The 11862-nt window shown below is 72.6% G+C and carries 15 protein-coding genes and 1 tRNA gene; 2 read left to right on the top strand and 14 right to left on the bottom strand.

Translation table 11 applies throughout. The features are described from left to right. Nucleotides 1-19 precede the first annotated feature (19 nt). Both AB0F11_RS10075 and AB0F11_RS10080 read right to left on the bottom strand, forming a co-directional pair. Nucleotides 20-1636 (bottom strand): MDR family MFS transporter, encoded by a 1617-nt coding sequence (locus AB0F11_RS10075; protein ID WP_362170307.1) that lies wholly within the window; start codon nt 1634-1636, stop codon nt 20-22. Continuing rightward, complete coding sequence (locus AB0F11_RS10080; protein WP_362170460.1) at nt 1633-2082, bottom strand: MarR family transcriptional regulator; 450 nt, start codon at nt 2080-2082, stop codon at nt 1633-1635. Before AB0F11_RS10080 ends, AB0F11_RS10075 begins: the two co-directional genes overlap by 4 nt. Before the next feature lie 253 nt (nt 2083-2335). Between AB0F11_RS10080 and AB0F11_RS10085 the strand changes: the two genes are divergently transcribed. Next, entirely contained in the window at nt 2336-2566 is a 231-nt protein-coding gene (locus AB0F11_RS10085; RefSeq protein ID WP_362170309.1) for a hypothetical protein, read from the top strand. Nucleotides 2567-2582: 16 nt separating this feature from the next. Here the strand turns inward: AB0F11_RS10085 and AB0F11_RS10090 are convergent, their stop codons facing one another. From AB0F11_RS10090 to AB0F11_RS10135, 10 genes are all read right to left on the bottom strand, one after another. Continuing rightward, a complete protein-coding gene (locus AB0F11_RS10090; protein ID WP_362170311.1) occupies nt 2583-3368 on the bottom strand; it encodes a hypothetical protein in 786 nt (261 codons plus the stop codon). Nucleotides 3369-3456: 88 nt separating this feature from the next. Further along, nucleotides 3457-4305 (bottom strand): RNA polymerase sigma factor SigF, encoded by an 849-nt coding sequence (locus tag AB0F11_RS10095; protein WP_361903542.1) that lies wholly within the window; start codon nt 4303-4305, stop codon nt 3457-3459. A gap of 220 nt (nt 4306-4525) precedes the next feature. Next, on the bottom strand, nt 4526-5512 hold the full coding sequence (locus tag AB0F11_RS10100) for an RNA polymerase sigma factor SigF (RefSeq protein WP_362170313.1): 987 nt from the start codon (nt 5510-5512) through the stop codon (nt 4526-4528). A 226-nt stretch (nt 5513-5738) separates the two neighbouring features. Then, complete coding sequence (locus tag AB0F11_RS10105; protein ID WP_362170315.1) at nt 5739-5900, bottom strand: hypothetical protein; 162 nt, start codon at nt 5898-5900, stop codon at nt 5739-5741. 350 nt (nt 5901-6250) lie between these two features. Beyond that, on the bottom strand, nt 6251-6529 hold the full coding sequence (locus AB0F11_RS10110; protein WP_362170317.1) for a hypothetical protein: 279 nt from the start codon (nt 6527-6529) through the stop codon (nt 6251-6253). A gap of 178 nt (nt 6530-6707) precedes the next feature. Continuing rightward, nucleotides 6708-6792 (bottom strand) — tRNA-Ser (locus tag AB0F11_RS10115). Nucleotides 6793-6849: 57 nt separating this feature from the next. Further along, on the bottom strand, nt 6850-7278 hold the full coding sequence (tadA, locus tag AB0F11_RS10120; RefSeq protein ID WP_362170462.1) for a tRNA adenosine(34) deaminase TadA: 429 nt from the start codon (nt 7276-7278) through the stop codon (nt 6850-6852). Nucleotides 7279-7340: 62 nt separating this feature from the next. Beyond that, nucleotides 7341-7898 carry a hypothetical protein gene (locus tag AB0F11_RS10125; RefSeq protein ID WP_362170464.1) on the bottom strand — a complete coding sequence of 186 codons (558 nt, stop codon included), beginning with the start codon at nt 7896-7898 and terminating at the stop codon, nt 7341-7343. Nucleotides 7899-8618: 720 nt separating this feature from the next. Then, nucleotides 8619-8813 carry a hypothetical protein gene (locus AB0F11_RS10130; protein ID WP_361910398.1) on the bottom strand — a complete coding sequence of 65 codons (195 nt, stop codon included), beginning with the start codon at nt 8811-8813 and terminating at the stop codon, nt 8619-8621. A gap of 85 nt (nt 8814-8898) precedes the next feature. Next, nucleotides 8899-9855 carry a universal stress protein gene (locus AB0F11_RS10135; protein ID WP_362170320.1) on the bottom strand — a complete coding sequence of 319 codons (957 nt, stop codon included), beginning with the start codon at nt 9853-9855 and terminating at the stop codon, nt 8899-8901. Nucleotides 9856-10025: 170 nt separating this feature from the next. On the opposite strand from AB0F11_RS10135, the gene upp reads away from it, so the two are divergent. Next, nucleotides 10026-10661, top strand: a complete 636-nt coding sequence (gene upp / locus AB0F11_RS10140; RefSeq protein WP_362170322.1) for a uracil phosphoribosyltransferase — start codon at nt 10026-10028, stop codon at nt 10659-10661. Between the two features lie 45 nt (nt 10662-10706). Here upp and AB0F11_RS10145 read toward each other — a convergent pair whose 3' ends face one another. Then, complete coding sequence (locus AB0F11_RS10145; protein WP_362170324.1) at nt 10707-11357, bottom strand: LytR C-terminal domain-containing protein; 651 nt, start codon at nt 11355-11357, stop codon at nt 10707-10709. 170 nt (nt 11358-11527) lie between these two features. Further along, entirely contained in the window at nt 11528-11824 is a 297-nt protein-coding gene (locus AB0F11_RS10150) for a type II toxin-antitoxin system VapB family antitoxin (protein WP_114058229.1), read from the bottom strand. Between the last annotated feature and the right edge of the window lie 38 nt (nt 11825-11862).

Below are 11862 nucleotides of genomic sequence, written 5' to 3' on the forward strand. Positions count from 1 at the left end.
CTCCGCGGCCGCGGCGGGCCTACTCCTGCGAGGAGGCGGCCGGGGCGTGCACCGCCGGCTTCGACTGCAGCGCGACCTCCTTGATGAACACCACCAGGACGAGCCCGAGGAGCGCCGCGGGGGCCGCGTACAGGAAGACGTCGCCGACGCCGTGCCCGTACGCCGACTCGATCAGCTCGCGCAGCGGCGCCGGCAGCCTGTCGAGGTCGGGGATCCCGCCGCCGGCGGTGCCGCCGTGGCCCATGGCCGCGGCCTTCGGGCCGAGCCCGGCCAGCCCCTCCTTCACGTAGTGGGTGACCCGGTGGGCCATGACCGCGCCGAGCGCCGAAACGCCCATGGCGCCGCCGAGCGAGCGGAAGAAGGTGACGACCGAGCTGGCCGCGCCGAGGTCTTCGGGGGCCACCTGGTTCTGGGTGGCGAGCACCAGGTTCTGCATCATCATGCCGAGGCCGAGCCCGGTCAGCGCCATGTAGAGGGCGATGTGCCAGTACGGGGTGTCGTACCGCAGGGTGCCCAGCAGTCCGAGGCCGGCCGTCAGCAGGACGCCGCCGGAGACGAGCCAGGCCTTCCACCTGCCGGTCTTGGTGATCACCTGACCGGAAACGGTGGAGGAGACGAAGAGCCCGCCGATCATCGGAATCGTGAGGATTCCGGACATCGTGGGGGACTCGCCGCGGGCCAACTGGAAGAACTGGCTGAAAAACACCGTGCCCGAGAACATCGCGATGCCGACGAACAGCGAGGCGGCCGAGGCGAGGGCGATGGTCTTGTTGCGGAACAGGCGCAGCGGGATGATCGGGTCGCTCGCCCGGGACTCGACGAGCAGGAAGAGCAGGCCGAGCACGACGGCGCCGCCGGTCATGGCCAGGGTCGTCCAGGAGATCCAGTCGTAGGAGTCGCCGGCCTGGGTGACCCAAATCAGCAGCAGCGAGACGGCGCCGCTGATCAGGAAGGCGCCGAGCCAGTCGACCTTGACGTCGCGGCGGACCACCGGGAGGCGGAGCGTCTTCTGCAGCACGATCAGGGCGATGACCGCGAACGGGACGCCGACGTAGAAGCACCAGCGCCAGCCGAGCCACTCGGTGTCGGTGATGACGCCGCCGAGCAGCGGGCCGCCGACGGTGGCGACGGCGAAGACCGCGCCGAGGTAGCCGCTGTACCGGCCGCGCTCGCGCGGGGAGATCATGGCGGCCATCACGATCTGGGCGAGGGCGGACAGGCCGCCGACGCCGATGCCCTGGACCACGCGGCAGGCGATGAGCATGCCGGTGTTCTGCGACAGGCCGGCGACGACGGAGCCGAGGACGTAGACGACCAGGGCCAGCTGGACCAGCAGCTTCTTGCTGAAGAGGTCGGACAGCTTGCCCCACAGCGGGGTCGCCGCCGTCATCGACAGCAGGGCGGCGGTGACGACCCAGGTGTACGAGGACTGCGTGCCGCCGAGGTCGCTGATGATCTGGGGGAGGGCGTTGGAGACGATCGTGGACGACAGGATCGCCACGAACATGCCGAGCATCAGCCCGGACAGCGCTTTCATGATCTGCGGATGGGTCATGGGCGCGTGCGCGGGCGCGTGGTCGGACGAGGTCTGCGACGGGGCGCCTCCCCGCACACCGGACGGTGTGGTGGTGGTCATGCGGGTCCTTTGTCTGGAAGCTGGAAGCTCGACCGGAGCCGGGCCAGCAGGGTGTTGAGTACGTCGATGTCGTGGGCGGACCAGTCGGCGAGGGCCCGTTCCAGCGCGCCGGTGTGGCGGGTGCCGATCTCGGCCAGGAGCGCCCGGCCGGCGGGGGTGAGCCGCAGGATGCGGCAGCGGCCGTCGCCCGGGTCGGCGTCGCGGGTGATCCAGCTGCGGTCGACCAGGTGCGCGACGTGCCGACTGGTCACGGAGATGTCGATGGCCATGAGGTCGGCGAGCCGGCCGAGCCGCATCTCGCCGTGGCGGTCGAGCAGCGTCATGACGGCGCCCGCGGCGGGCGGGCAGTCCGCGGGGAGGAGGCGGGCGAGGTCGCGCTTGACCGCGCCGATGCCGGTGAGCTGGCGGGCCAGCTCCTCGTAGCGGGTGGGCGGCCGGATGGCCACCGGGGCCGGTGCGTCCGCCTCGGCCAGCGCATCCGGCGCATCCGGCGCATCCAGCGCGTCCAGCGCGTCCGGCCGGTCCGGCCCGTCCAGCGCGTCGTGCGCGCCTTGTGCGTCCACCGTGCTCGCCGTGGGCATCGAGCTCTCCCCCCATCTTGTTGCTTAGGGCAACCATAGAAGCGGATGGTTGCTACAGGCAAATGAATCATGGGGGAGAGGCGGTAAAGGAATCGGAAAACCCGCTAGGGTCCTGGCCATGGCTTCGAACCACAACTCCCCGGGCCCTGACGACTCCTACGACCCGGCCGGAAGCACCCAGATGTTCCGCGCCTTCGTCGAGGAGGCCGCCCCGGCCCGCCCGGAGGCCGGAACGCCCGGATCCCGGCGGAAGCAGCCCGAGGGCAACAAGGCGGGCGCCCGGGTCGCCGTTGCGATCGCGCTGGCCGCGATGTTCGGCATCGCCATCTGGATGGTGGTCCTGCGCTAGGCGGGCGCCGGAGGGTTCAGCTCCAGGCGGCGGTGACCTTGCGGGTCTCCACGTGCATGCCGAGCGGGACCCGCCAGGACTCGACGCAGACGGTGTAGGTCTGCGACCGCGTCGCGCCGCCGGGCAGCGGTGCCGGGAGGGGCTGAGCCGTGGTGATCGTGGCCCAGTCGATGCCGAGGGCGCCGATGACGTGCGTCTCGAAGGTGACCGTGCCCGAACGGGCCGCGGTGGTGCCGGTGTTGGTGAACGCCACCGTCACGCGCTCGCACCAGCGGTCCGGGGCCGGGGTGCGGGTCGGCGTGCTCAGCGTCAGCTTCGCCGGGGTGGACGGCGGCGGGGGTGTGGTTCCGGTTCCTGTTCCGGTTCCTGATCCGGGGCCGCCGCTGCCTCCGGAGCCGCCGGGCGGTGTCGGTGTGCCGGGGGTGGCGGGTGTGCCGGGTGGGGTGGCGGGTCCGCTGTCCTGTGGGGTGGCCGGGCCTGCTGCCGTGCCACCGGGCGGGGGCGCCATGGCTGCGCTCCCGGCGGAGCCTGCGGAGGTCTGCGCATCCGGGGTACCGGGCGTCGTACCGGCGGAAGAAGGGGACCCGCCCGTCGCGGACGGGCCGCCGAGCTGCTGGAACTCCACCGGTGCCTGCGGGGGCACGTTGTCGCCGGCGCGCCGCTCGGGGCCGGCGGCCACCGCGCCCGCGGCCGCATAGCCGCCCGGCGCCGGACCGCCGCAGCCGGTCAGGGACAGGCATGCGGCGGCCGTGCACAGGGGCAGGGTGAGCAGGGCGGCCCTGCGGCGGAGTCCCGTTCGCATCGCCGCAGTGTTGCTGACACGACGTCAAATGGGAACCCTGCCGACGGGCCGCCGGACGAACCGGAGGGGCCAGGCCCCGGGCCCGGACCTATTCGCCGATCAGGCCGACCCGCAGCTGCGCCAGCGTGCGCGTCAGCAGCCGGGAGACGTGCATCTGCGAGATGCCGACCTCCTCGCCGATCTGCGACTGCGTCATGTTGGCGAAAAATCGCAGCATGATGATCTGCCGCTCGCGGGCCGGGAGCTTGGCCAGCAGCGGCTTCAGCGACTCGCGGTACTCGACGCCCTCCAGCGCGCTGTCCTCGTAGCCGAGGCGGTCCGCGAGCGAGCCGTCGCCGCCCTCGTCCTCCGGTGAGGGCGAGTCGAGCGAGGAGGCGGTGTAGGCGTTGCCCACGGCCAGGCCGTCGACCACGTCCTCCTCCGACACGCCGAGCACGGCGGCCAGTTCGGGCACCGTCGGCGAGCGGTCGAGCTTCTGGGCGAGCTCGTCGCTGGCCTTGGTGAGCGCCAGGCGCAGCTCCTGGAGGCGGCGCGGGACGCGCACGGACCAGGAGGTGTCCCTGAAGAAGCGTTTGATCTCGCCCACGACCGTCGGCATCGCGAACGTCGGGAACTCGACGCCGCGTTCGCAGTCGAACCGGTCGATGGCCTTGATCAGGCCGATCGTGCCGACCTGGACGATGTCCTCCATCGGCTCGTTGCGGCTGCGGAAGCGGGCGGCTGCGTACCGGACCAGAGGCAGGTTCAGCTCGATCAGGGTGTCGCGTACGTACGCCCGTTCGGGGCTGTCCGCGTCCAGGGCGGCGAGTCGCTGGAAGAGGGAGCGGGAGAGGGTGCGGGTGTCGATGGCTTCCGAGCGGTCTGGTGCCGCGGGTGCCGTGGGCGCCTCGCTCTTGACGAGCGTGAGCACCTTGGAGCTGCCCTGGTCTTCGGACATGCCACCCCCTTGAGGTCGCGGACGGTCGCGTACGGCGCGTCCGTCGGACGAACGCAGCCTCCACCTGAATACCGGCGTCGGGGCTGCTGCAAACGCGGTTTCTGCAGAATGTCACATGTCGGCAACACGCTGTAGCGCCAAGTCGACATATAACTGCAGCGATAGAGCGGAATCAGCCGGATCTGTCGGGAAACGCGCCACGGATCTCCACCCGATCCGGTTACGCCTCGATCCTGTTTGCGGATCGGAGTCGGGCGAAGCTGCGGGCGAGCAGGCGCGACACGTGCATCTGGGAGACCCCGAGCTCCGCGCTGATCTGCGACTGCGTCAGATTGCTGTAGTACCGCAGCAGGAGGATCCGCTGTTCGCGCTCGGGCAGTTGCACGAGGAGGTGGCGTACGAGGTCGCGGTGCTCGACCCCCGCCAGCTCGGGGTCCTCGTAGCCGAGCCGGTCCAGCAGCCCGGGCAGGCCGTCGCCCTCCTGGGCGGCCTCCAGGGAGGTCGCGTGGTAGCTGCGCCCCGCCTCGATGCAGGACAGCACCTCCTCCTCGCTGATCCGCAGCCGCTCGGCGATCTCGGGCGTGGTGGGGGTGCGTCCGTGCAGGGTGGTCAGGTCCTCGGTGGCCGCGTTGACCTGGACCCACAGCTCGTGCAGCCGGCGCGGCACGTGCACGGTGCGGACGTTGTCGCGGAAGTACCGCTTGATCTCGCCCACGACGGTCGGCATGGCGAAGGTGGGGAACTGCACGCCGCGGTCCGGGTCGAACCGGTCGATCGCGTTGATCAGGCCGATGGTGCCGACCTGGACCACGTCCTCCATGGGCTCGTTGCGGCTGCGGAAGCGGGCGGCCGCGTAGCGCACGAGCGGGAGGTTGGCCTCGATGAGGGCCCCGCGCACCCGCGCGTGCTCGCTGCTGCCCGGCTGCAGGCCCTTCAGCTGGCCGAACAGGACCTGGGTGAGGGCCCGGGTGTCCGCGCCCCGGCTCTGCGGTCTCGGGGCCGCCGGGGGCTCCTCGGGGGAGTCTTGTTGGAGCGGGACGGGGGCGTCCGGCTGGGGCGCGCGCGGGGTGGTGTGCGCGGGCGCGTGTGAGGTGGGCCCGTGTGGCGCGGGCGTGTGCGGGGCGGGCGTGTGCGGGGCGGTGCCCTGCCCCGGGCCGTGCGGGGGGTCCTGCTGGGGTGGCACCTGAGGCGCAGTACTGGCCGGCACGTCACGCCACCCCTTCATGTCAACTCATCCCACTCATCCGTTAAAAGCGGTCATAGCATCACAAGAGATGTGCACTGTGTGCAAGCACCGTATATCGCCGTGTTGAGGGCAAGTTGGGCATAATGGGGTGTTTTGCATGAAGGCGCCACGAAGGCCGGGAACACAAAACCCCCCACCCGTCGGAGTGGGGGGCCGGTCAGTCCGGAAACCGCATCAGTGAACGGGTTCAGCGCACCAGTTCGGTCATGAACGCGCCGATGCCGTGGGCCGCGTCCGAGATGCCCTGGAAGCCTATTCGGACGATCTCGGCAGCCTTGACCGGCTGGGTGATGATCACGAAGAGCACGAACACCACGAGCCCTCCCGTGATCATCTTCTTGGTCTCCATGAGCGGCGTCGGCCTCCCCCAACCGGTCCTGCGAAGTCGGGTGAGTCTAACCGGTCGTGTTCGGACACTCACCGGACCTTTAAGGACCAACGACCCGGAGCCACAGGTCCTTCGCCGCTGGGCGCCCGGTCCCGGGCGGCGCAGGATGGAACAGGAAACCGGAGGGTGAGGGACCGGGCCTCACTGCGGGGTCCGAGCCGCGCTTCCCCCTGACTGCGGCTCGGGCTTGCGGGCCCGTCCTCGTCGGGGGGAAGCGGCGTGTCCCCCCGACGGCCGCTTCCCCCGCACCGTGCTGAAGGGCCCCGACCCCGGTCGGGGCCTTTTGCGTGCCCCGCGCTGCTGCCGGACGCCTACTGGATGGCGCCGAGCAGGCCCACGACCGGGGCCAGCGGGGCGACGACGGGGTCCAGGTGGTTCGGCAGGTCGTTGAGCTGGTTCAGAGGGCCGAGCTGCTTGACGACGTCCTGGGCGGAGCCGGGCATCGCGCCCTCCGGCATGCCCGGGGCGGCCTGCGGCAGGTCCGGCAGGGTGATCTGGGCTGCGGGGGCGGCGGACGCGGCGGGTGCGGCGAGGCCCGCGGCGGCCCCCGCGAGGGCGAGGGCGGCGAGCATGCGCTGGGTCTTGGTCATGCCGTGACAACGGCCCGGGCGGGCGGCCGGTCACGCCGTGGCCCGTCTGTGCTCACCGGGGCGGAGTACGCGCGGGGGTGGCGCGGGCCTGCGGGCGGGCTTGCGGGGCGGGGCTGCCGTGCCGGCCCGAAAACCGCCGAGAGCCCCGACCCTTGCGGGTCGGGGCTCTCGGTCGAAGCGGTAGTGGAGGGATTTGAACCCCCGATGGGTTGCCCCATACTCGCTTTCGAGGCGAGCTCCTTCGGCCACTCGGACACACTACCGAGATGGATCCTAGCCTATGGATCGGCATCCGATGAAATCGTTGATCCGCGGCCGTGTCAGAGGGCGCGGAAGAACTCCGTCAGCTGCTGCGCGCACTCCTCGGCGAGCACGCCCCGGATCACCTCCGGCCGGTGGTTGAGCCTGCGGTCCCGTACGAGGTCCCACAGCGACCCCGCGGCGCCCGCCTTCTCGTCCGCGGCGCCGTAGACCACCCGGGCCACGCGCGCCTGCACGAGCGCGCCCGCGCACATCACGCACGGCTCCAGGGTCACCACGAGGGTGCACCCCGGAAGCCGCCATTCCCCGAGCCGGGCGGCCGCGCGGCGCAGCGCCAGCACCTCGGCGTGCGCCGTCGGGTCGCCCGTGGCCTCCCGCTCGTTGTGCCCGGTGGCGAGCAGCTCCCCGTCCGGGCCCAGCACGACGGCGCCGACCGGCACGTCGCCGGCCGGCACCGCCCGGGCGGCCTCCCGGAGCGCCAGGCGCATGGAGTCCCGCCACGGGTCCCGTACGGGATCGGGGCCGTGCGTGGGGTGGTGCGCGGTGATCACTAGCGGACGGCCTCCAGCACCTCGGTGGCGCCGAGCGAATCGGCGATCTCCGAGAGGGCCTCACCGTCGAGGGTCATCAGCTGCTTGTGGCTCACCCCGAGGTCGTCCAGCAGACGGGGGTCGCCGAGCGGGCCGGCCGGCACCCGCTCCGCGCCGCCCGGCCCGGTCTCGTGGTCGGCAACGTCTTCGTCGTCGGCATCGGCGAACGCGGCGATCGACTCCTCCTCGCCGTCCTCGGTGCCGTCCAGGTCCAGTTCGTCGAGTTCGTCCTCCTCCTCGTCGCTGCCCAGCAGCTCGTCGGTCAGCATCGAGCCGTAGGAGCTGCGGGCGGCCGCGGAGGCGTTCGAGACGAAGTACCGCGGGTCCTCCTCGCCGTCCACGCGGACGACGCCGAACCAGGCGTCCTCCTGCTCGATGAGGGCGACCACCGTGTCGTCGTCGACAGCGGCGGCACGGGCGAGATCGATCAGATCACTGAGGGACTCGACATCGTCGAGTTCCATGTCGCTCGCTTCCCACCCGTCTTCGGTGCGCGCGAGCAGTGCGGCGAAGTACACCGTGACTCTCCCACTGGTCATAGGCGTGCCGGTTGGAGGTCCCCCCGGCCGGAGGTGGGGAGGGTTGGAACGGCTGTGCTGCTCGCCGTTCGTGCCCCGCCCAATCGGCATCGTGGCAGAAACAGCGGCTTTGCGAGAGGTCTTCCGCGCTTGCGTCGTGCCGTGCCGTGTCGCTGCGCGGCCGGAACCGACCCGGCCGGGGGCCTGTACGGGGCCTGCGGAGCCCGCCCCGCGGACGGCCGGGCCCCGCCCCGCCGCCACCCGTGCGGCCCGGGCCCCTTTGGCGGACCCCGGCCACGCGGCTCCGCCGCCGACGGGTCCGGCGGCCCGGCCCATCCGGCCGTGCCGCCCGCTTCGAAGCCGGGTCCGGCAAATCCAGCCTCGCCGGCGTTTGAGTGGGGGTCCCCCGGACGAAGTCTGGGGGAGGGTCCGGGCGGGGCCCGGTGCCCGGCGGAGCCGGGTTCCTTGGGGCGCCGCCCCAAACCCCGCGCCTCAAACGCCGGCGGGGCTGGGATGGACCCCCGGCTCAGGTGGCGGCGGAGCCGGCTGGGCTTCTGGGGCTCCGCCCCGGACCCCGCGCCTCAAACGCCGGCGGGGCCGGATTGGCGGGCCCCCGTTGCAGGCGCTGGCAGGCCGGGGGCGGGCCCTCGGTTGCAGGGTGGTGGCGAGGCGGGCGGGATTTTGGGGTGCTGGACCAGGGGCCGGACGTGATGGGGCGGGTTACCAGCGGAAGGTGCGCATGCGCATTTGTTGGCGCATGCGGGCTGCGCGGGCGCGGCGGGGTTGGACCCGGTCGCGCAGGGCGCGCGCTTCCATCAGGTCGCGCAGGAACTGCGCACGGCGCGCTCTGCGCTGCGCCGCAGTCTCCGGCGCCGCGTCCTCGCCGTCGTCTCGGCTCGGCTGCGTCTCGGGCATCGGCACCACCCCAGGCTGGTCCGGTCGTACACCCCCGCACCCCACCTTCCCTCGGACGGCCGGTTTGATGCCACCCCTTCGCAGGTCAGGCGTCGTCCGAGAGGGCGGGCACCACGGCCACCGGGCCGTGCGCGTGGTGCAGGACCGCGTGGGCGACCGAGCCGATCGCCAGCCCCCGGACGCTGCGGCGCGGGTGGTGGCGGCCCACCACGACCAGGGCCGCCGACCGGGAGGCGTCCACGAGGCGGCCCGCCGCGTCCCCGGGCACGGCGGCCTGCTCGACCCGGACCTGCGGCCACCGGGCCCGCAGCGGCTGCAGCCGCTCCGTCTGGGCGCGCAGCATCTCCCGTTCGGCCGGGACGGCGTCCGCCTCGTCCGCGAGCCCCTCGGGCGTGAGGACGGCGAAGGGGGAGTCGACCATGACGACGGGCGCCGGCGGGATGGCGTACGCCGAGACCACCTGGACGGTGGTCCCCCGTGCGGCGGCCTCGGCGAAGGCGAAGGCCAGGACGTCGTCGGGGGTCTCGGCGGCGTGCAGGCCGAGGACCACCCGTCCGGCGGACGGCCCGGGCGCCGAGGCCGTGCCACCCGCGCCACCCGCGTCGCGCTCCGCGTGCGGGACGACCACCACCGGGCACGGCGCCGTCGCGGCCACGGCGCGGCTGTTGGAGCCGAGCAGCAGGGCGGTGAAGCCGCCGCGCCCGCGCGAGCCCATCACCAGCATCCGGGCCTCGGCCCCGATCACCCGCAGCGCCTCCGGAACGGAGCCCTCCAAGGCCTCGTAGCGCACCTCGTCCGGCAGTTCGGGGGCCTCGTCGAGCACGGCCCGGATCCGGTCCGCGACCGGGTCGGGGTACTCCTGCGGGGCCGCCGGGTCGGCCAGGGCGGTGCGGCGGCCCGCGTACAGCTGGGCGCTGTCGGGCAGGACGTGGGCCACGACGAGGCCCGTGTCGTGCCGGAGCGCCGCGCTGCGGGCCCACTCCAGGGCCCGCAGGCTGTGCTCGGATCCGTCCACGGCCGCGATCACAGGTGCGGTGCTCACCCGTCCAGGGTGCTGGGCCGCGGGGCGGGCCGCATCCCGGGCCGCATCCCGGGCGTTCGGCGCACCGGGGTGCGTGCACCGCGTAGCCTTTTGGCTGTGGGTCGCGAAACCGTGCGGCCGTTTTTGCAGGTCGCAGGTCGAAACCCGACTCTTGAGCCTTGGAGGATGTTGTGCGTTTGCAGGTCGTCGATCACCCGTTGGTGGCGCACAAACTGACCACCCTGCGCGACAAGCGCACCGACTCCGCCACCTTCCGTCGGCTCGCCGACGAGCTGGTGACGCTCCTCGCGTACGAGGCCACCCGGGACGTGCGCACCGAGCAGTCCGACATCGAGACCCCGGTCGCGGCGACCACCGGTGTGAAGCTGTCGCACCCGCGCCCGCTGGTGGTGCCGATCCTGCGCGCCGGCCTGGGCATGCTCGACGGCATGGTGCGGCTGCTGCCGACCGCCGAGGTGGGCTTCCTCGGCATGGTCCGCAACGAGGAGACCCTGGAGGCCTCCACGTACGCGACGCGCATGCCCGAGGACCTCTCCGGGCGCCAGGTCTACGTCGTCGACCCGATGCTGGCCACGGGTGGCACGCTGGTCGCGGCGATCCAGGAGCTGATCAAGCGCGGCGCCGACGACGTCACGGCCGTGGTGCTGCTGGCCGCGCCGGAGGGCGTCGAGGTCATGGAGCGCGAGCTCGCGGGCACGCCGGTGACGGTCGTGACGGCCGCGGTGGACGAGCGGCTCAACGAGCACGGCTACATCGTCCCGGGCCTGGGCGACGCGGGCGACCGCATGTACGGCTCCGCCGAGTAGGGCGGAGCGACGCGCTGCCGCCGTACGCGGGCGGCGGCAGCGAGGTCAGCAGGAGGCGGCCGGCACCGGCTGGGGGTGGGCCAGGAGGGCCAGCTCCTTGTCGGCGGCCTCCTTCGGGCTCAGGTCCTTGAAGGCGTCGCCGAGGATCAGGTCGATGTCGGCGCCCTCGCGGGCGTCGTTCTGCTGCGAGTCGCCCTCGATCTGCGTGCCGAGCACGGCGTACGCGGCCTTGTCGGTCTTGGCCGAGCCCACCAGTAGCCCCGTCCCGGGGACCTTCTTGTCGAAGTCGGCGGGGGCGTTGCCGACGTGGCCGATGGCGAAGCCGCGCTTCTTCAGCTCGTCGCCGACGGCCTTCGCCAGCCCCGCGCGCTGCGTGGCGTTGTAGACGTTGACGGTGATCTCGCCGGGCTGCGGGAGGGCGACTGCAGCGGCGCTCGCGGGCGCGGCAACCGGCTTGGGCCCATTGCTCGGGCAGTGCTTCGCGGCCGTGGCGCCGCCCTGTTTCGCGCTGCCGCCCTCGCCGCGGAACACGTGGATGAGCTGCAGCGATCCGTAGCCGAGCACGGCGAGACCGAGGACTGCGCCGAGCAGGGTGAAGACGATCCGGCGGCGGCGGCGCGGACGGCTCATGCGGGGGTACGCCGCTCCCGTCACGCGGTACTTTCCGCCCATGCCGGGGGGAGTGAGCATGCTCATGGGCGCAGCGTAATACCGGCCGCTGCGGTTGCCCACCGGATGATCTGTTGATACGGCAAGACCGACCCGAAAGGCGCAATTCACGCGAATCGGGAACCGAAGAAGTGACCGGCGGCATCCGCTCGCCGGTCCGGGGACGCGGGGCGTCGCGAGGGTCGCGAGGCGGTGCGTCAGTCCATTTCGAGGACGCGCGCGTGCAGCACCTGGCGCTGCTGGAGGGCCGCGCGCACGGCGCGGTGCAGCCCGTCCTCCAGGTACAGGTCGCCCTGCCACTTCACGACGTGGGCGAAGAGGTCCCCGTAGAAGGTGGAGTCCTCGGCGAGCAGCGTCTCGAGGTCCAGCTGCCCCTTGGTCGTCACCAACTGGTCGAGCCGGACCGGGCGCGGGGCGACATCCGCCCACTGCCGGGTGGTTTCCCTGCCGTGGTCGGGGTACGGCCGCCCGTTTCCGATGCGCTTGAAGATCACACGGAAAGCCTACCGGGCCGGTGGCTGCGGGCGCAGCC

It is taken from the genome of Streptomyces sp. NPDC032472, from assembly GCF_040636955.1.
Taxonomy (GTDB): domain Bacteria; phylum Actinomycetota; class Actinomycetes; order Streptomycetales; family Streptomycetaceae; genus Streptomyces.